This is a genomic window from Vibrio cholerae, from assembly GCF_008369605.1.
In the GTDB taxonomy this organism is placed as follows: domain Bacteria; phylum Pseudomonadota; class Gammaproteobacteria; order Enterobacterales; family Vibrionaceae; genus Vibrio; species Vibrio cholerae.
Window position 1 is genome coordinate 1,951,136 of record NZ_CP043554.1, and the last position, 18,372, is coordinate 1,969,507.

General features: G+C 48.2%; 14 protein-coding genes. 5 read left to right on the forward strand and 9 right to left on the reverse strand.

Features of this window, described 5'->3' with window-relative positions; genetic code table 11:
- The first annotated feature begins 69 nt into the window (after positions 1 to 69).
- The 3 genes from F0316_RS20315 (at position 70) to F0316_RS09080 (ending at position 2,371) form a co-directional block, all read left to right on the forward strand.
- Entirely contained in the window at positions 70 to 201 is a 132-nt protein-coding gene (locus tag F0316_RS20315) for a hypothetical protein (RefSeq protein WP_001172781.1), read from the forward strand.
- A gap of 69 nt (positions 202 to 270) precedes the next feature.
- On the forward strand, positions 271 to 945 hold the full coding sequence (gene rnt / locus F0316_RS09075; protein ID WP_000130224.1) for a ribonuclease T: 675 nt from the start codon (positions 271 to 273) through the stop codon (positions 943 to 945).
- Between the two features lie 100 nt (positions 946 to 1,045).
- A complete protein-coding gene (locus tag F0316_RS09080) occupies positions 1,046 to 2,371 on the forward strand; it encodes a Na+/H+ antiporter family protein (RefSeq protein WP_001880817.1) in 1,326 nt (441 codons plus the stop codon).
- A 126-nt stretch (positions 2,372 to 2,497) separates the two neighbouring features.
- Here F0316_RS09080 and purF read toward each other — a convergent pair whose 3' ends face one another.
- The 7 genes from purF to F0316_RS09115 form a co-directional block, all read right to left on the reverse strand.
- Positions 2,498 to 4,012, reverse strand: coding sequence for an amidophosphoribosyltransferase (gene purF, locus F0316_RS09085; protein WP_000334237.1), 1,515 nt, complete (start codon positions 4,010 to 4,012; stop codon positions 2,498 to 2,500).
- 32 nt (positions 4,013 to 4,044) lie between these two features.
- Positions 4,045 to 4,536, reverse strand: coding sequence for a CvpA family protein (locus F0316_RS09090; RefSeq protein WP_001104251.1), 492 nt, complete (start codon positions 4,534 to 4,536; stop codon positions 4,045 to 4,047).
- 62 nt (positions 4,537 to 4,598) lie between these two features.
- Positions 4,599 to 5,195: an SPOR domain-containing protein gene (locus F0316_RS09095; RefSeq protein WP_000157056.1), complete on the reverse strand. Its 597-nt coding sequence runs from the start codon at positions 5,193 to 5,195 to the stop codon at positions 4,599 to 4,601.
- Complete coding sequence (folC, locus tag F0316_RS09100; protein WP_000192379.1) at positions 5,196 to 6,461, reverse strand: bifunctional tetrahydrofolate synthase/dihydrofolate synthase; 1,266 nt, start codon at positions 6,459 to 6,461, stop codon at positions 5,196 to 5,198.
- 44 nt (positions 6,462 to 6,505) lie between these two features.
- Positions 6,506 to 7,432 carry an acetyl-CoA carboxylase, carboxyltransferase subunit beta gene (gene accD / locus F0316_RS09105; RefSeq protein WP_000118592.1) on the reverse strand — a complete coding sequence of 309 codons (927 nt, stop codon included), beginning with the start codon at positions 7,430 to 7,432 and terminating at the stop codon, positions 6,506 to 6,508.
- A 173-nt stretch (positions 7,433 to 7,605) separates the two neighbouring features.
- Positions 7,606 to 8,400 (reverse strand): tRNA pseudouridine(38-40) synthase TruA, encoded by a 795-nt coding sequence (gene truA / locus F0316_RS09110; protein WP_001216993.1) that lies wholly within the window; start codon positions 8,398 to 8,400, stop codon positions 7,606 to 7,608.
- 121 nt (positions 8,401 to 8,521) lie between these two features.
- Complete coding sequence (locus tag F0316_RS09115; RefSeq protein WP_233447417.1) at positions 8,522 to 12,799, reverse strand: FimV/HubP family polar landmark protein; 4,278 nt, start codon at positions 12,797 to 12,799, stop codon at positions 8,522 to 8,524.
- Between F0316_RS09115 and F0316_RS19995 the strand changes: the two genes are divergently transcribed.
- Entirely contained in the window at positions 12,777 to 12,995 is a 219-nt protein-coding gene (locus tag F0316_RS19995) for a hypothetical protein (RefSeq protein WP_230612183.1), read from the forward strand. The genes F0316_RS09115 and F0316_RS19995 overlap by 23 nt on opposite strands.
- Before the next feature lie 280 nt (positions 12,996 to 13,275).
- Here F0316_RS19995 and glnS read toward each other — a convergent pair whose 3' ends face one another.
- On the reverse strand, positions 13,276 to 14,946 hold the full coding sequence (glnS, locus tag F0316_RS09120; RefSeq protein WP_001287115.1) for a glutamine--tRNA ligase: 1,671 nt from the start codon (positions 14,944 to 14,946) through the stop codon (positions 13,276 to 13,278).
- Positions 14,947 to 15,193: 247 nt separating this feature from the next.
- Positions 15,194 to 16,765, reverse strand: a complete 1,572-nt coding sequence (nagE, locus tag F0316_RS09125) for an N-acetylglucosamine-specific PTS transporter subunit IIBC (RefSeq protein WP_001023169.1) — start codon at positions 16,763 to 16,765, stop codon at positions 15,194 to 15,196.
- A gap of 468 nt (positions 16,766 to 17,233) precedes the next feature.
- Here nagE and nagA point away from each other — a divergent pair, with 468 nt between their 5' ends.
- A complete protein-coding gene (gene nagA, locus F0316_RS09130) occupies positions 17,234 to 18,370 on the forward strand; it encodes an N-acetylglucosamine-6-phosphate deacetylase (RefSeq protein WP_000271133.1) in 1,137 nt (378 codons plus the stop codon).
- Positions 18,371 to 18,372 lie beyond the last annotated feature (2 nt).

Here is an 18,372-nt window from a genome sequence, read left to right on the forward strand (position 1 = left end):
TACTTTTTCTCACTACTGATACTGCATGCTCAGGCGATAATTTGCCGCCTGCGAGACTTGGTGGAGTTGATGCAAAAATCTAGCCAGCACGATACTGGCATGACGGTACCCAAACAACTTGCTTGCCGCAAAACAGCCTTGAATGAATCCCTTTCAACCTTATCGCTTCTCTTTATTGAACAATTAATTGCCGCGATTTAGATAAGCTAGGTTTTGCTCCACCGCAGAATCTGCAATAATGCCAGCCTTATCACATAATTTAGAACCCGCATGACTGATAAAAATGACGCGCTAACCTTGAAAAAACGCTTTCGTGGCTATTTTCCTGTGGTTATCGATGTAGAGACCGCAGGATTCAATGCGCAAACCGATGCGCTTTTAGAAATTTGTGCTGTCACCTTGAGTATGGATGAAAACGGCGATTTACACCCAGCAAGTACTATCCATTTTCATGTCGAACCCTTTGAAGGCGCGAATCTCGAAAAAGCCGCACTAGAATTTACCGGCATTTACGATCCGTTTAGCCCACTACGGGGGGCGGTGAGTGAAGATCATGCATTAAAAGAGATTTACAAACTGGTTCGCAAAGAGCAAAAAGCCGCAGATTGCAGCCGCGCCATTATTGTGGCGCATAACGCGCATTTCGATCACAGTTTCGTGATGGCAGCGAGCGAACGTTGTAAATTAAAACGTGTTCCTTTCCATCCCTTTGCCACGTTTGACACGGCAACGCTAAGTGGTCTTGCTTTCGGGCAGACCGTGCTGGCTAAAGCCTGTAAAACTGCTGGGATGGAATTTGACAATCGCGAGGCACATTCCGCCTTGTACGATACCCAAAAAACTGCAGAGCTGTTCTGCACCATTGTCAACCAGTGGAAAGCTTTAGGTGGCTGGCCATTGGTCAATGATGATGAGGACAATAACAACGATGCCGATTTAAATTGAAGCTCGTTCTACCCATGAACCGCTTTAACCAATCAGGCCCATCCCTACCCTTCTTGCTTCTTCAAGTGGGCTGGGGATACACAACATCCCGAGAAAAAATATGAATCCAGTAGTCATTTCCGTTTGTGTCATGCTGCTGCTAGCCCTGATGCGGGTGAACGTCGTGGTTGCTTTGACGTTCAGTGCCGTGGTCGGTGGTTTAGTCGCTGGTATGAGTTTGAATGAAACCGTTGCCGCGTTTGAAAGCGGTTTGGGTGGTGGCGCTACGATCGCCCTGAGTTACGCCATGCTTGGCACTTTTGCGGTGGCCATTTCGAAATCGGGGATCACCGATTTACTGGCGCAAAGCGTGATTCGTCGCATTCACGGCCAAGAAAGCCACGCAGCATCAACCGGGTTAAAATACCTCGTACTCATCTCTTTGCTGCTGATGGCGATGGCCTCACAAAACGTCATCCCCGTCCACATTGCGTTTATCCCCATTTTGATTCCGCCGCTCCTGAGTGTCTTTGCTAAGCTGAAACTCGACCGTCGCTTAGTCGCCTGCGTCCTCACTTTTGGCTTGATCACACCTTACATGGTGCTTCCTGTCGGTTTTGGGGGCATTTTCCTCAACAACATTTTGCTAAAAAACCTGCATGAAAATGGTTTGGAAAGCATCACCGCAAGCCAAGTTCCCACGGCGATGATTTTGCCCGCTGCAGGGATGATTTTTGGTCTGTTGCTGGCGGTACTTTTTAGCTATCGCAAACCTCGTGAGTATCAAGAAACGGAATTGACCGTAGTGCAACAAGAAAGCTCGTCGATCAATAAACAGCATATCGCGATTGCGGGTGTCGGCATTGTGGCTGCATTAGCGGTGCAATTGTTGACGGGGTCTATGATCATCGGCGCACTAGCAGGCTTTATGGTATTCACTTTTGGGGGCGTGATTGCGTGGAAAGAGACGCATGATGTGTTCACAAGAGGCGTGCATATGATGGCGATGATTGGCTTTATCATGATTTCTGCGGCCGGTTTTGCCGCAGTGATGAAAGCCACTGGCGGCGTTGAAACACTGGTCACTTCGCTTTCCACCAGCATTGGTGACAATAAAGCTCTAGCAGCTCTGCTGATGTTAGTCGTAGGCTTGTTGGTGACTATGGGCATCGGCTCGTCATTCTCGACCATTCCGATCATCGCAACCATCTATGTGCCGCTGTGTCTTTCGTTTGGTTTTTCCCCAATGGCCACCGTTGCTCTGGTCGGTACCGCCGCTGCGTTAGGAGATGCAGGATCTCCTGCGTCCGATTCAACCTTAGGCCCAACATCCGGCCTCAATGCGGATGGTCAGCACGAGCATATTTGGGAAACCGTTGTGCCAACCTTTATTCACTACAACCTGCCACTCATCGTATTCGGTTGGATTGCCGCCATGGTGCTGTAACCTCCGCTAACCAAGAGTCCAACCATCACCTCATCCCCTCACCAAAGCGTAGCGGTCGTGAGGGGGATAACGAAAAAGGCTTCCCGCAGGAAGCCTTTTTGATGATTATACGAACCCGTTTTTTGCTTAAGCGCCTTCGTTATGCAGCTCAAGGTTAGCCAGATCTTGTTGAATTTCACGCTGCACTTTCGCGTCATCACTGCGCATCGACTCGAGAAAATCTAAGTACTGCTGATCGATGTCACCCGTCACGTATTCGCCATTAAAGACCGAAGCTTCAAACTTGACGATATCAGGGTTGCCACAGCGAACCGCTTCCACCAAATCCTCTAAAGTTTGGAATATCAAGGCATCGGCACCAATCTGCTTACAGATAGCATCGTTATCACGACCATGAGCAATCAGCTCATTGGCACTTGGCATATCAATACCATACACGTTCGGGAAGCGAATCTCAGGGGCAGCAGAGACGATGTAGACTTTCTTCGCCCCAGAATCACGAGCCATCTCAATGATCTGCTCTGAGGTAGTGCCACGCACGATAGAATCATCCACCAGTAGTACGTTTTTATCTTTAAACTCTGAGCGAATCGCATTGAGTTTACGGCGTACCGATTTCTTACGTTGTTGCTGACCCGGCATGATAAAGGTTCGGCCAACATAGCGGTTTTTAACAAAGCCTTGGCGATATGGTTTATCAATCGCCTGTGCAATTTGTAGGGCGATATCACAAGAGGTTTCGGGAATCGGGATGACTACATCGATATCGAGATCGCTGTAATCATTTTTGATGCGCTCACCTAAACGCTTACCCATCTCTACACGAGCGCTGTAAACGGAAATCTTGTCGATAAACGAATCTGGGCGCGCAAAGTAGACAAATTCAAAGATGCATGGGTTGAGTGCTGGATTATCGGCACACTGTTTGGTGTATAGCTCACCATCGAAAGTGGCATAAATCGCTTCACCGGGCGCGACATCTCGCACGAAGTCGAACCCAACCGCATCCAGTGCGACCGACTCAGAGGCGACCATGTATTCGAGCTGACCATTGACTTCACGCTTACCGAGACACAATGGGCGAATACCGTGTGGGTCACGAAACGCAATCATACCGTGACCAATGATCATCGCCGCCACCGCATAAGCACCACGAATGGTACGGTGAACATTGCTGATTGCACGGAACACATCTTCGGCGGTGACATTGCCCTTTACGGTATCAATTTCATGAGCCAGGACGTTGAGCAACACCTCTGAATCCGAAGTGGTATTCACATGGCGACGGTCTTTTTCAAACAGCTTTTGACGCACTTGGTTCGCGTTGGTCAGATTACCGTTGTGAGCAAGTGTGATACCGAAAGGAGAGTTGACATAGAAAGGTTGAGCTTCTGAGGCGCTAGAGCTACCTGCGGTGGGGTAACGCACATGGCCGATCCCGACGTTGCCTTGCAGGCGTTGCATGTGTTTCGCTTCAAAGACATCCCTGACTAATCCGTTTGCCTTACGCAGACGAAAACGATTGCTTTCTATGGTACAAATACCCGCGGCATCTTGGCCACGATGCTGCAAGACCGTCAAAGCGTCATAAATTGACTGGTTTACAGGCGTTGTACCCACGATTCCAACAATACCACACATGTCCTAATCCTCGATTTCAACCGTCTCCGGCGCTAAATCGCGCCAGAGAGAAAACTTGATGTTGCTTTTAGGTGTTCAAAGAACGGAGCAATAACGCGACTGAATTCAGGCACTAGCTGCGAGCTTTTCCACCACTCTGTGTTTGGAAATGCGGTAAACGCATCCATGAAGAACAGACCTGCTGCGACAATCAACACTCCACGTAGTGCACCAAACACCACACCGAGAATTCTGTCGGTTCCTGATAGTCCTGTTTTTTCGACCAGTTGGGCAATCACGTAGTTAACGATAGCACCGACGATCAATGTCGCCACAAACAGAGCCGCAATCGCCGCTCCATTGCGAAACATGTCATCTTTAATGTTGGTGAAATACACCGCCAGTTTGGCGTAGTACTCCGAAGCGATATAAAACGCCCCAAACCAAATCACTAAAGATAAGGCTTCTTTGGCAAAGCCACGAACAAGACTGATCAGCGCAGACAAGCCGATCACACTTAAAATGACAATATCTAACCAGTTCATGAGTTCTTACATCTTAAGTTGGCGCGCATTTTAACAGAAAAAAACGCGACGCAAACGTTTTCTTATGGGTTTAGTGGTTTAAATTTGAGCAATTGACCTTTGGCACCGGTAATTTTTTCTAATTCCACGAGTTGGGTTTCTAACTTAGATTTTGAAACATCAGGGCCAATAATCACTCGGGTGAAATCATTCTCTTGTTTGACATGCGCTTGGTAACCACGCTTTTGTAAGTCAGCCACGAGATTGCGTGCATTATCGGCATTTTTCAGTGCCACTAACTGAATGATCCACGCGGAATCTTGGTATTCATTCGTTTCTGGAACCTCTGTGACCGTCACGGGCACAGGCTGCTCTGCTGCCACTTTGACTGGCGTACTGTTTTTCACCACCGTCGGCGTTACTGGTGCAACACTGGCTTGATTATCCTGACCGGTCTGAGTGACGGAAACCGGCGCTTCAGGTAAGGCAATGTCATCTTGCACCGGATCCAGCACTTCAAACTTTTCTACCTCGCCTTCCGGCTGCGGTTTAATTGGGACGCTGGCAATCTCTTCTTTAAAATGCGTTTTCTTACCATCAAGCACATCGGGCAGCACAATCACGCCGATGGCGACCAACACTATGGTGCCAACTAAACGGCTTTGAAATTTACTGGCCATTTATTCCCCTCTCTTTTGCCAATGTTCAAGCACTTCACCTACCGTATGGAAAGAGCCCGCAACTACAATGACATCTTGTGCCCCAGCCTGTGTCAACGCGGCTTCAAATGCCGACACTGGATTGGCATATTGAGTAATATCCGCAGGTAAATACTGACAGAGCTGCGCCGCGGTAGCCGCACGAGGGCCAGACAACGAAGCGGGATACCAATGCGTCACCGCCGGGCTTAACTCGGCCACCGTTGAAGCAATATCTTTGTCATGCAACATCCCAAACACCAGATGAATGGTGCGCTCTGGGTAGCGTTGTGTCAGTTGCTGAACCAGATAATGGGCTGAGTGCGGGTTATGTGCGACATCAAGCACTATCGTAGGTTGATGGCTAATCACCTGCATTCGTCCCGCTAATTGGGCATTCCGTAGCCCATCCACGATATTAATATCGCTGATGGCAAGCCCAGAGCAACCAAGCGCCATTAAAGCCGTTGCCGCATTCGGTAACGGCAGAGATGGGACAGGAAGATCGGTCAATTCAAAGCGGCCACTACGCCAATTCCAAGTCGTTGCTGAGGTTTTCTCATAACTAAATTGGATTTCCACCTGATGCAGTTTAGCGCCGATATCATCGGCATGCGCAGCAACGGTTGCGGGTGGCTTAGGCTGCCCACAAATCGCAGGCTTTCCTGAACGAAAGATGCCCGCTTTCTCATAACCAATCACAGCGATGTCATTGCCAAGCCAATCGGTATGATCCAGCGCTAAGCTGGTGATGACACTGACATCGTGATCGACAACGTTGGTCGCATCTAAACGGCCACCCAACCCCACTTCAAGCAGCAACACATCGACTTTCTGCTGCTCAAAAAGATAAAGAGCGGCGAGTGTACCGAATTCAAATAGGCTTAAGCTTATGTCACCGCGCTCTTGCTCAATATGCGCAAACGCTTGGGTGTGCATCTCATCGGCAAGATCTTGGCCATTGATGCGTACACGCTCGTTATAGCGAATCAAGTGCGGAGAACTGTACACGCCAACGGAATAACCCGCTTGCAGTAGAATCGCTTCCATTAATGCACAGGTGGAACCTTTACCATTGGTGCCCGCCACCGTGATAACGGTGGGCGCTGGTTTGGTGAGTTTGGCTTTTTGAGCGACGGCTTGAACACGTTCTAGGCCGAGATCAATGGCGGAAGTGTGTATGTGGGCTAAATAATCAAGCCACACCGCGAGTGGAGATGTGGCTTGAGGAACAGGCTTTTGAGTCATCTAACGTACAACCATAGAATCCGTTGGTTTAGTTAGCGCTTACTTTACCCTTTTTTATTGGCTTCTGGTACCGCATAAGGCGCTTCATTTGGCGCGTCGTTCACAGAAACTACGAGAGGAGACGCTTGGCCAGTCATTTTCGCCAGTAAGCTAGCGACACGCTGACGCATGTCTCGACGATCAACGATCATATCAATCGCCCCATGCTCTAGCAGGAACTCACTGCGTTGGAAACCTTCCGGAAGCTCTTCACGTACGGTTTGCTCAATAACGCGACGACCAGCAAAACCGATCAATGCTTTGGGCTCACCGATATTAATATCGCCCAGCATCGCCAAACTCGCTGACACCCCGCCCATGGTTGGGTCGGTCATCACGGAAATGAAAGGTAAGCCTTTATCCGATAAACGCTCTAGCGCGGCACTGGTTTTGGCCATTTGCATCAGAGACATTAATGCCTCTTGCATACGCGCACCGCCGCTGGCAGAGAAACAGATTAATCCGCAGTTGTGTTCAATCGCCGCTTCAACCGCACGCACAAAACGAGCACCAACCACAGAACCCATTGAGCCGCCCATAAAAGAGAACTCAAAGGCACACGCCACGACAGGAACACCAAGCACAGCACCTTTCATGACGACCAGAGCATCCTTCTCACCACTGGCTTTTTGCGCCGCAGCAAGACGCTCTTTGTAGCGTTTAGAATCTTTAAATTTCAGTTTGTCTTGTGGCTCGAGCTCTTCACCCAGCTCAACACGCTCACCTTGATCCAGAAACGTTTCCAAACGGCGACGCGCTTTCATGCGCATGTGATGATCACACTTAGGACAAACTTCTAGGTTACGCTCCAACTCCGCGTAATAAAGCACTTGTTCACACGATGTACACTTAGTCCAAACGCCTTCTGGGATAGAGGCTTTGCGTGAACTGACGATGTTGCTTTTCTCTAAAATCTTTTCGAGCCAACTCATGGAAGACCTTTTACTCTCAATCTCCCGCCATCAGCAGGAGAGATAAATTCGACAAAAAATGCGTGTGGATTAAAACACAGAAAATGCCAACTGTAGACAAAAAACTGGTTGTACCTATTTCTACGCTTTAGCCAAAGCACAATATTGTTTATTTTTGAGTCAATTACTAGCTGTTAGTTCAAATTATCAGGCAAGAAAAGTGGCCCAATTGGCATTTCGGGCAACCCAAAATGCGCAGGGTAATCGACAGAAACCAAGTAGAGCCCCTCCGCTTTGGCCGTCGCCGCCGCTAAGGTGCGATCTTTTTGTGCCAATAACCATTGAATCCACTCTGGCTTCTGCTCACCACGCCCGACGACTATCAAGCTACCCGTGATATTGCGTACCATATGATGCACGAACGCATTGGCTTTAATATCAATCACCACATAACGACCGTGACGCGTCACATTCAGATGCATGACGTTACGCCAAGGACTACGGGACTGACAATGCACCGCACGAAATGAGGTGAAATCATTTTCCCCCAGCAAGTACTGCCCTGCTTGCTGCATTTTTTCAACATCCAGCTCGTCGTGGTAATGGCTGACACCAGAATTCAAAATCCCCGGGCGATAAACATGGTTGTAAATGACATAACGATAACGGCGTGCAGTGGCACTGAATCGTGCATGAAATTCATCAGGAACCGCCATCGCCCAGCGTACTGCAATATCCTTCGGCAAATTCGCGTTGGCGCCCATGGTCCAAGCGACCATCTGCCGTTCGGCGGTGGTATCAAAGTGCACCACTTGCCCAGTACCATGTACCCCCGCATCAGTTCGCCCAGCACACTGCACTTCCACTGGATGGTTGGCAATCTTACTCAGCGCCTTTTCTAACGCTTCTTGGACACTTTTGACTTCTCTCTGGCGCTGCCAACCGTAGTAGTGAGTCCCGTCATACTCAATACCTAACGCGATTCTCATGCTGTTTGTCTCAATAAAAATGGGTCGGGAAGTATAAACAGTTTGCCAGTAAATTTCTAATCACTACAAAAGTAAAAGGCAGCTAAGCTGCCTTTTAAAGTGTCGAAAGAATCAGAGGGAGCTACACTCGCCCATTCAGCACATCGATCAGCCGTTTAGCTTGTTGGCGAATCTCATCATCGCCGTCAACAATCGCCTCTTCGAGCAGTTTAATCGCCCCTTTCTCATCGTTCATTTCAATGTAGATTTTGGCCAAATCCAGCTTACCTGCTGCTTCCGCACCACTATCCACATCAATATCTCGAATATCGCCAATCACATCAGGGAACTCATCCAGACCCACATCAAGCTTAAGCTCCTCTTCATCAGGGTTTAAGCCTTGCTCTTCCGATTCTACCTGTGCCATGAGCTCGTCGATGGTCATGTAGCCGTCACGCTGTGGGTCGAAATCCAGCAAATCCTCTTGCGATCCCCAGTTTTCAGGCTTCGCTTGCGGCTCTGGTGTTTCACTCGCCCAAATCGCTTGCTCATCCTCAGGTACATCATCCGGCAACTGCGCTTGCTGATCTGGGGTTAGGTGGAAACCATTCCAGTCTTCGCCGCCCATTTGCAACATGGCATCAATATCCATGCCCGCGCTATCAATCGTTTTAGCATCAAGTGGACGATCAAAGCTAAACGGTTTTTCACCATCGGGATTATCACTCAGCCAATCGTGCAGCGCTTCTTCATCAAATGCCTTGTTAGCCAAAGATTGTGTCGGTGGCACATCTTGAGTCGCGTCCAAAAGTTCAGGCTGAACCTCGTCTACTGCGCTTTCAACACTGGCCAGTAAATCCTCATCGGCAACCAGCGCATCACTTTCTGTCTCTTGTGCTAGCGTTTCTGTCTCATCACCGAGCTCTGGCTCAACTTCTGATTCAACGGCAGGCTCTAACTGCGCATCCGCCAAGGCATCTTCTTCGGTGTACTCAGGCAAATCGAGCTCATCAAGCTCGGTAAAGGCTTCTTCCTCTTCGAGATCGCTTGCCAGATCAAGCTCGGGTTCAACTTCCGATTCTGCAACAGGCTCTAACTGCGCATCCGCCAAAGCGTCTTCTTCGGTGTACTCAGGCAAATCGAGCTCATTAAGCTCGGTAAAGACTTCTTCCTCTTCGAGATCGCTTGCCAGCTCAAGCTCGGGTTCAACTTCCGATTCTGCGGCAGGCTCTAACTGTGCATCTGCCAAGGCATCTTCTTCGGTGTACTCAGGCAAATCGAGCTCATCAAGCTCGGTAAAGGCTTCTTCCTCTTCGAGAACGCTTGCCAGCTCAAGCTCTGGCTCAACTTCCGATTCGGCGGCAGGCTCTAACTGCGCGTCTGCCAAAGCGTCTTCTTCGGTGTACTCAGGCAAATCGAGCTCATTAAGCTCGGTAAAGGCTTCTTCCTCTTCGAGATCGCTTGCCAGCTCAAGCTCTGGCTCAACTTCCGATTCTGCGGCGGGCTCTAACTGTGCATCTGCCAAGGCATCTTCTTCGGTGTACTCGGGTAAATCGAGTTCATCAAGCTCGGTAAAGGCTTCTTCCTCGGCCGGCTCACTTGCTAGCTCAAGCTCTGGCTCAACTTCCGATTCTGCGGCAGGCTCTAACTGCGCATCCGCCAAGGCGTCCTCTTCGGTGTACTCGGGCAAATCGAGCTCATTAAGCTCGGTAAAGGCTTCTTCCTCGTCGAGATCGCTTGCCAGCTCCAGCTCGGGCTCAACTTCCGATTCAACGGCAGGCTCTAACTGTGCATCCGCCAAGGCATCTTCTTCGGTGTACTCAGGCAAATCGAGTTCATCAAGCTCGGTAAAGGCTTCTTCCTCGACTGGCTCACTTGCCAACTCAAGCTCGGGCTCAACTTCCGATTCTGTGGCGGGCTCTAACTGCGCATCCGCCAAGGCGTCCTCTTCGGTGTACTCGGGTAAATCGAGTTCATTAAGCGCAGTAAGGTCACTTTCATCATTAGATGCTTCTGCAGCCAACGGCTCCGACTCAGGCTCAATTTCGGTCTCAACTTGTTGTTCGTCGAATGCAGAAGACGGAGTGACTTCAGCCAATTGAGGCTCATCATTCTCTTCTGGCAGCTCCAAATCGTTAAGAGTGAGAGACTCCTCGACAGACTGAGAAAGCGCGTCAGGGGCTAACGCATCATCAGACGTATCCACTGTATTTGATTGCGGCTGCGCAGCCAAATCTGCCAGTAATTCATCCGCCGTTTCATTTGTGGCGGTAGTCTGCTCTGGCAAATCATCCTCAGCCGAAGATAGCTCAAGCTCAGCATTACCCTCTAAAGTTGGTGAGGAGTCATCCTCATCAAATACCCAATCCTCATCTTGAGGAGTACCAAACTCATTGGCGGGTAGCGCACTTGGCTGCGGTAAGTCGTCTTCCAGACCACCTTCAATTTCAGGATTGAAATCAAAATCATCCGCTTGTGCGAAAGCTTCATTTTCATCGAGTACAGGTTCAAGTAACGGATCTTTTGCGGGTGCCGAGTTGAGTAAGTCGTCAATGAAGGTATCGCTATTAAACTCATCTTCGGTTGCCAACTCCGGGAGTGATTCTGCTGGCTCTGGATGCTGCTCAATTTCAAGCAACTCATCAAAAAGCTCAGTACCATCTTCTACACTGAGTTTTTCCGGTGCCACTGAGAATTCTGTAGCTTCGATGGATTCATCATCCAAGTCCAGATCATCCAGTAATTCATCCAAAAGCTCAGTGCTGTTTTGGTCAATTTCAAGCCCAGAGGCAAGCTCTTCGGGCACGGGTTCCCCCAACACCTCATTGAGTAACTGAGTGCTATCTTCCTCTAAATCTAAAATGGGCTCTTCAGGTTGAAGAAGATCCGCAGTTTGGGCATCAAACTCATCGTTTTCTGGCTTATCAAAATCATCTAACAACTCATCTAAAAGCTCGATACTCTCTTCGCTCAGAGGAGCATCTTGTTCAGCGAGTATTTCATCAAGTAATGCCGTTTCATCTATCGCTTTGGCTTCAAGTTGCTCAAGGTCAGCTTGCTCTTCGATAGAGGCAAACAGGTCATCCAAATCTTGGTCACCCGCTACGCCTGCACCGCTGAGATCAAATTCGTCATTATCCTCTTCACTGAGCGACGCCAGCTCATCATTGAGTAGCGTATCCAAGGTTTCGGTATCTTGGATCGCGGGTTCATCATCTAATGCGTCGAGTTCACTGGCGAGTAAGTCATCCAGCAGCGATTGATCCACTTTGCCATCGCTAAGCAGCTCATTCTCTTCATCACCGGATAACAGCGCTTCGATGTCATCCTCCGACATTTGATTTTCATCAGCCAAGTCAAAAGAATTCAGATCATCGTTGTCGGTTGGTTCACTAACATCATTTAGTGCGCGCTCCATCTCCTCAAGTCCGAGCGCTTTATCATCAGCGTTAACAGAAATGCCGTTGGCACTTTCATTTAGAGCATCAAATTCGGTATCGAGATCGCCATCATCATCAATTCCTACAAACAGATCATCGCTGTCCTGTCCATCAAGATTGAAATCAAGATCGGTTTCGTTCAGATCGGCGAAGACATCATCTTCATCCGAGAACGCTTTTTCAGCGTCATTTTCTTCTTTGTCGTCGGTGGTACTGAAGAGGTCATCATCCAACAGCAGGTCATCACCAATATCTTCCGTCTGTTCTGGACCTAAAGTGACAGGCGCCGCGGTTGGCATTTCAGAAGTGATATTGTTTTGCGTTGGATTCTCTTGCTGAGCACTTGAGCGACGGTTAAGCAGCAGAAGCACTACGATAGCAATAAGCAGACCGGGGATTAGCGCTAACAATGCCACTAACCAGCCATTAGAAAGCAAATTATCTAAAGCTGATGGCGCAAGACGCGAAGCTTCTTCCGCTTTACGGCGTTCTTCTTCCAACAATCTCTCGACTTCACTGCGGATGCGGTTCTCATCACCCAGTTCTTCTTTGAGAGTGCTGACTTCCGATTGCACTTGCGAAAGCATCAAGCGCAAGGTGTGATTCTTCTCTTCCAGAGCCATCACTTCAGCATCTGTTGATTGGCTGGGTTTAGCGGGTGTCTTGAGCTCAGTAGGCGCTTTCTCTTGCGGCGCGGTCGTAGGGGTGACTTGAGGTGGCGTTTGCGCGACCGCTTCTACTTTTGGCGTTGCAACAGGAGCAGGACGAGGAGGAGCCACAGGCCTCACTGGCGTATCGGGTGTTTGGTTTAATTTTGCTTGGTGAGACGCCATGATGTTGACAGCGTCTTGAGTACTATTGCGACTGATTTGTGCCAGTGACGGAACACGTAGAGTACTACCTGGGATCAGAGTGTGAATATTCTGATTTTCAAACGCCTGAGGATTGAGCTGATAAATGGCCAATAACGTTTGTTGCACCGTGACGCTGGAAGAAGGCCGTAACTGGCTGGCTATCGACCACAAAGTCTGGTTGGCTGAGATCGGCCCGAAAAATCGACCGGGTTCATTATTAGCCGAATTGCGAACAATATTTTCACTATATTGGGGCGTGGGTTGTACTTGGCCATCAGGGCCAACAAGACGAATGCTTTCTGCACTGACGAAAGAAGTCTGAGTCACGACCATTACTGCCACTGGCAGCAGGAGTCGTTGGAAAAATCGACGCATAAAAGGCTCAGTATGTGCTTTGAATTTTGAAGTACGGAGATTGGTTAAATATATCGGATCCACCTAGCAAAACTATAGACTGGCTGGCAAAAAATGTGTCACGACCGGAATAATCGCAGGAATCTCACACAAATTTCAGTCCTAGCGTGAGGCAACACCGCTTTCTCCACGCCTAAAAACAAAGCCAGCACGTTGGCTGGCTTTGCATTTTACTCTCGTTTTTCGGCTTACTCTTCGTCAATTTTGGCGAAACTATCGCGCAAACCAACAGTGCGGTTAAAGACCAAAGCCTGCGGGCTAGAGTCTTTGTTATCGGCACAGAAATAGCCCATACGCTCAAACTGATAACCAAATTCAGGTTTTGCTTCCACTAAGCTTGGCTCAACATAACCTTGAACTTTTACCAGAGATTCTGGGTTAATGGTTTCGGCAAAGTTATCCGCCGCACCTGGATTGGGTACAGTGAACAGACGCTCGTAGAGACGAAACTCAGCAGGAACGCCTTTTTCAGCAGATACCCAGTGAATAACACCTTTCACTTTACGACCATCGGCTGGGTTTTTACCCAAGGTTTCAGGATCGTAAGAACAGAAGATTGTGGTGATATTACCTTGTTCATCTTTTTCGATGCGCTCAGCTTTGATGACGTAAGCACCACGCAGACGCACTTCTTTGCCTAACACCAAACGCTTGTATTTCTTGTTGGCTTCTTCGCGGAAATCTTCGCGTTCAATCCACAACTCACGGGTAAATGGCACTTCGCGATCGCCCATCTCAGGTTTGTTCGGATGGTTAGCCAGCGTCAAAGTTTCCACTGTGCCTGCGGCGAAGTTCTCAATCACCAGTTTAACCGGATCCAGAACGGCCATCGCACGTGGCGCATTTTCGTTAAGATCATCACGAATACAAGACTCTAATGCACTGTATTCAATCATGTTTTCTTGCTTAGTCACACCAATGCGCTTACAGAATTCACGAATAGCGCTTGGCGTGAAGCCACGGCGACGCAGGCCTGAAATGGTCGGCATACGTGGATCATCCCAACCTGTGACCAATTTTTCGGTCACTAGCTGGTTCAGTTTACGCTTAGACATCACGGTATATTCGAGATTTAAGCGGCTGAATTCATACTGGCGTGGATGGCATGGAATCGTGATGTTATCAAGAACCCAATCATACAGACGGCGGTTGTCTTGGAATTCCAAAGTACAAATAGAGTGCGTAATGCCTTCGAGCGCATCAGAAATACAGTGTGTGAAATCGTACATCGGATAGATGCACCACTTGTCACCCGTTTGGTGGTGTTCAGCAAAACGCACACGGTACAAAACAGGATCACGCATTACGATAAAAGACGATGCCATATCGATTTTTGCACGTAGACAAGCTTGACCTTCTGCAAATTCACCCGCACGCATTTTTTCAAACAGCGCTAGGTTTTCTTCTACGCTACGATCGCGGTATGGGCTGTGCTTACCAGGCTCAGTTAGAGTGCCACGGTATTCACGAATTTGCTCAGGCGTCAGTTCATCAACATACGCCAAGCCTTTTTGAATCAGCTCAATCGCGTATTCATACAACTTGTCAAAATAGTCAGAGGAGTAACACACCTCACCTGACCAATCAAAACCTAGCCAAGTCACATCTTTTTTGATCGACTCAACATATTCAAGGTTCTCTTTTTCTGGGTTTGTATCATCAAAGCGCAGGTTGCACTGCCCTTGATAATCCTGAGCAATACCGAAATTCAGACAGATTGACTTGGCGTGACCGATGTGCAGGTAGCCATTCGGCTCCGGCGGGAAACGAGTATGCACGGTCGTGTGTTTACCATCCGCAAGATCTTTATCGATAATTTGGCGGATGAAGTTCGATGGACGAGCCTCAGCTTCACTCATCTATAGCACCTCAAAATTCATTTAGTATTGTCAGAAAGCGTTTCTGCTTCTTGTACCATCAAGGCTAGAAAACAGAAAATATTGCCGCTAATCATCCACAATTCTTGCGGTGGGCACAATAAAAACTATGGATTTCTTGTGATTATTTCTACGGTTCGATGCTTATATCGCCACTTATCAAACGGGAAATAAGTAAAAAGCCTTCGCTTTCGCGAAGGCTTTGATTCAGGCTAGGGTTTAAACTCGATTAAGGCAGTTTAACGTCAGAAAGATCTTCTTTCGGGCTGATGGCTTTCATCTCACCCGCGACGATTTCTGCTAGAGGGCCAAGGATAACTTGCAGGTTATTTTCACCCAGTTTCACAACACCTTTCGCGCCCAGTTTCTTCAGTACCGCTTCATCTGCAACAGAGCGGTCTTTCAGAGTCAGACGTAGACGTGTGATACACGCATCGATAGATGTCAGGTTTTCATGACCACCCAGTGCTTTCAGGTATTGGCGAGCCAAATCACCTTTAGATGCATCAGCGGAATCTGTTTCTGTTTCCACTTCTTCGTCTTCACGACCTGGAGATTTCAGGTTGAACGCACGAATGGCGAATGTGAACGTAAAGAAGTACAGAGCAAAGAACGCTAGACCAATCACAAACAGAGTTGCAGGTTTCGTTGCTAGACCCCAGTTCAACAGGAAGTCGATAAGACCTGCTGAGAAACCGAAACCATGCAGTGTGCCAAACATGTTAGCCACAACCAGTGACAGACCTGTAAATACCGCATGCATTGCATACAGCGCAGGTGCTAGGAACACAAACATGAACTCTAGAGGCTCAGTGATACCTGTTAGGAATGAACAGAACGCAACAGAGAACAGTGCACCACCCACTTGGTGACGACGCTCAGCTGGAGCGGCTAGGTACATAGCAAGTGCAGCACCTGGTAGACCGAACATCATGACAGGGAAGAAGCCGTTCATGAATACCCCTGCGCTCTTATCGCCGCCGAAGAAACGGTGTAGGTCGCCAGATTTAACCACTTCAGTCACTTCTTTTACCACAGCTGTGATTTCAGGCGTTACTGCATTTTTGAACGCAAAAGTATGCTCTTGACCCACAACTAGGGTTTTCGCTAGAGCTGGATCCACACACAATTTTTCGAGTGCAGGCAGTGCTTGACCAGCGGCTTGAGCACCTGAAACTAGGATCTCTTGACAGGTACCCATGCCGAACCAGAAGTAAGAGTTCAGAACGTGGTGTAAACCTACAGGGATCAGAGCACGGTTCAGAGTACCGTAAACAAATTGGCCTAAAGCACCTGATGTAGAGACGGCATGCGCCAGCGCATCTAATCCACCTTGAATTGATGGCCAGATAACGCCAGAAAGCGCACCAGCAACCAGAGCGAACAGACCCGCCATAATTGGCACTAAACGCTTACCAGCAAAGAATGCTAGCCACTCTGGCAGACGTGTAGCATGGAACGCGTTGTAAGAGTGCCCTGCGATGATACCTGCGAAGATACCGCCGAAGAAAGACATGTTGATTGAAGCATCAATCGTTTTTGCTGTTGCAGTCAGAACAAAGTAAGCTACTGCACCCGCTAGACCTGCGGCGCCAGATCCATCTTTCGATAAACCAATGGCAATACCTAAACCAAACAGTAGTGGCAGTTGGCTAAAAATTGCATCGCCCGCTGCAGCCATGAATGGAATGCCTAACAGGTCTGGTTGACCTAAACGAAGTAAGAGCGCCGCTACAGGTAGCGTAGCGATAGGTAGCATCAATGCTTTACCTAACTTTTGCGCATATCCAAGAATATTCACCTTAAGTTCCCCCTATAGGATTTTTGTATAGTATTGAGAGACTTTTTTTAGTCGCCCAATTTAGTCCTGGTCAGTTTATGACATTAATTTTGCTCCGCAAATTAAAACCTCATCATTTGTGATCCTAATCACCCGTGGTTCTAAGAACGAAATGATTTTGCTAGCCAGATCATAAAACTTATTTTATGATGTAAAAAAACAACTTTTGGACGCTAATATTACAGCGTTTGTTGGTCAGACAGTCACCGTGTTACACTCGTTAACATAGTGCATTTCTCTTAATGCCCTTAGGTTAAACACCGCGAAGAGTGGATTGACCAATGACTTATTTTTAGCCGCAGTTGCTGTGGCCTTTTGCACAAAAGATAATTCGCGACCTGATTGAAGTGAAGCAGCTTGCGCTTTGGCTGTAACCTCGGTGAGTCGCTAAAATGAATCTAAAAATATCGACAAGAGGATTAGCTGATTATGTATGCGCTAACGAACTGCAAAATCTACACAGGCAATGATGTGCTTGTGAAACATGCGGTAATCATCAACGGTGACAAAATTGAAGCCGTTTGCCCTATCGAATCTCTTCCATCTGAGATGAATGTGGTCGACCTAAACGGTGCAAACCTCAGCCCTGGTTTTATCGATTTACAGCTGAATGGCTGTGGTGGCGTGATGTTCAATGATGAAATCACAGCGGAAACCATTGATACCATGCACAAAGCTAACCTTAAATCGGGCTGTACCAGCTTCCTTCCAACGCTGATCACCTCTTCCGATGAGAACATGCGCCAAGCAATTGCCGCCGCTCGCGAATATCAGGCGAAATACCCAAATCAATCGCTTGGTCTTCATTTAGAAGGGCCTTATCTGAATGTCATGAAAAAAGGGATCCACAGCGTTGACTTCATCCGCCCCTCTGACGATACGATGATTGATACGATTTGTGCCAATAGTGATGTGATCGCCAAAGTCACTCTCGCGCCAGAGAATAATAAGCCTGAACATATTGAGAAGCTGGTTAAAGCTGGGATTGTTGTTTCGATTGGACACACAAACGCGACCTATAGCGAAGCACGTAAAAGCTTTGAATCCGGCATTACCTTTGCGACCCACCTCTTTAATGCAATGACCCCGATGGTAGGTCGTGAACCAGGAGTGGTCGGGGCGATTTATGATACACCTGAGGTGTATGCGGGCATCATCGCCGATGGCTTCCATGTTGATTACGCAAACATCCGAATTGCCCACAAAATTAAGGGTGAAAAGCTCGTATTAGTGACCGATGCCACAGCTCCTGCAGGCGCTGAAATGGATTACTTTATTTTTGTCGGTAAGAAAGTATATTACCGAGATGGCAAATGTGTTGATGAAAATGGCACGCTTGGCGGTTCAGCCCTAACAATGATTGAAGCAGTTCAAAATACGGTTGAGCATGTCGGTATCGCTTTAGATGAAGCTCTGCGAATGGCTACTCTGTATCCAGCGAAAGCAATCGGTGTTGATGAGAAACTCGGTCGTATCAAGAAAGGTATGATCGCCAACCTGACTGTTTTTGATCGTGACTTCAACGTAAAAGCGACGGTAGTTAACGGACAATACGAGCAGAATTGATA

Excerpts from the sequence above, each read along its gene's own strand:
- F0316_RS20315 (WP_001172781.1), top strand. The coding sequence starts at position 70 with ATGCAAAAATCTAGCCAGCACGATACTGGCATGACGGTACCCAAACAA.
- rnt (WP_000130224.1), top strand. The coding sequence starts at position 271 with ATGACTGATAAAAATGACGCGCTAACCTTGAAAAAACGCTTTCGTGGC.
- F0316_RS09080 (WP_001880817.1), top strand. The coding sequence starts at position 1,046 with ATGAATCCAGTAGTCATTTCCGTTTGTGTCATGCTGCTGCTAGCCCTG.
- purF (WP_000334237.1), bottom strand. The coding sequence starts at position 4,012 with ATGTGTGGTATTGTTGGAATCGTGGGTACAACGCCTGTAAACCAGTCA.
- F0316_RS09090 (WP_001104251.1), bottom strand. The coding sequence starts at position 4,536 with ATGAACTGGTTAGATATTGTCATTTTAAGTGTGATCGGCTTGTCTGCG.
- F0316_RS09095 (WP_000157056.1), bottom strand. The coding sequence starts at position 5,195 with ATGGCCAGTAAATTTCAAAGCCGTTTAGTTGGCACCATAGTGTTGGTC.
- folC (WP_000192379.1), bottom strand. The coding sequence starts at position 6,461 with ATGACTCAAAAGCCTGTTCCTCAAGCCACATCTCCACTCGCGGTGTGG.
- accD (WP_000118592.1), bottom strand. The coding sequence starts at position 7,432 with ATGAGTTGGCTCGAAAAGATTTTAGAGAAAAGCAACATCGTCAGTTCA.
- truA (WP_001216993.1), bottom strand. The coding sequence starts at position 8,400 with ATGAGAATCGCGTTAGGTATTGAGTATGACGGGACTCACTACTACGGT.
- F0316_RS19995 (WP_230612183.1), top strand. The coding sequence starts at position 12,777 with ATGGCCAATAACGTTTGTTGCACCGTGACGCTGGAAGAAGGCCGTAAC.
- glnS (WP_001287115.1), bottom strand. The coding sequence starts at position 14,946 with ATGAGTGAAGCTGAGGCTCGTCCATCGAACTTCATCCGCCAAATTATC.
- nagA (WP_000271133.1), top strand. The coding sequence starts at position 17,234 with ATGTATGCGCTAACGAACTGCAAAATCTACACAGGCAATGATGTGCTT.